The 1,000-nt window shown below is 35.1% G+C and carries 1 protein-coding gene and 1 pseudogene; both read left to right on the top strand.

The features are described 5' to 3' along the window. Nucleotides 1-76, top strand: a pseudogene (locus ACFIK0_RS09210) (TrwH protein); the annotation flags it as partial. A 7-nt stretch (nucleotides 77-83) separates the two neighbouring features. Continuing rightward, entirely contained in the window at nucleotides 84-833 is a 750-nt protein-coding gene (locus ACFIK0_RS09205; RefSeq protein ID WP_375663885.1) for a type IV secretion system protein, read from the top strand. Nucleotides 834-1,000 lie beyond the last annotated feature (167 nt).

Here is a 1,000-nt window from a genome sequence, read left to right as displayed (position 1 = left end):
AGCACCAAAGCTAAAACAGCCCAATGATAGGAACCGTGTGCCTATTAATAAAACAATCCCTGCCGAAATCAAGCGAGAGACAGATGAAAAAGCGATTTATTACAATAGGAATGATTACCCTTTTAGGAACGATAAATTTAACTCTAACGTCTAACTTTAGTTGGGGTTCTGGGATTCAAGGTTCAACTGTTCAAAGTCCTTTCCCTGTTTCAAAAGCAGAATATCTAAAAATTATTGAGTTGTTAAACCAACAAATCAGAACAAACGAAAACCAGATCGAAAACGCGAAAAAAATCTATCAGTCTATAACAGGAAATAGAATCCAAAAACCAACAATAGGAGAGAACAAGAGCTTTTTCATACAAGATTCGCCTTCTATCTATCCAAAAACGCATCCCAACTACAGTGGCGTAGATGTTGGACAATTTCGAGACCTTTTATATTCTGTTCTTGACGAAGAGAAAAGGGTTGTCTTCTGGTCATTGCCGTATCATGAGATGCGCACAATAATTAATACCCGTCTTAACTATAGTGGAATTGTCGATAAAGCTGTAAGTTTGCAAACTTTTCAAGACGCAGAGAACCGCTTTACACAAATTGTCGATTTCTTAAATAATATAGATAAAACAAAAGATTTGAAAGGAGTTTTCGAGCTGCAAACACGCATCAAGACCATGTCAGCCATGCTCCAAAATGAATATACAAAACTACAAATGGTCAGAAATTTAAGCGATAACGAAGAGGCTCTTATCGAAATACAAAAACGTAAATTGTATGGAAAAATTATAGCCTCTAACCACAACGATATGCCTAAAATAAGATCTAACCAATAAAGCTCTTTACAACATTTGCTTTTTTTCATGAAAACAAAATCCACTGTAGAAGGTTCAGTACTATCCGAACAATTCAGAGAGGCAGAAAGCTTTTATCAAAGTCAAGATATCGTAATGAAAATACTTAGGTAATGTATAAATGAAAATGAAGCGTTTAGCATGTATCT

This window comes from Bartonella sp. CL63NXGY (genome assembly GCF_042194905.1).
In the GTDB taxonomy this organism is placed as follows: domain Bacteria; phylum Pseudomonadota; class Alphaproteobacteria; order Rhizobiales; family Rhizobiaceae; genus Bartonella.
This window is presented reverse-complemented; position numbering and strand designations above follow the sequence as displayed.

What these genes read in the sequence shown, in the direction of transcription:
- ACFIK0_RS09205 (WP_375663885.1), top strand. Translation starts at nt 84, where the DNA reads ATGAAAAAGCGATTTATTACAATAGGAATGATTACCCTTTTAGGAACG.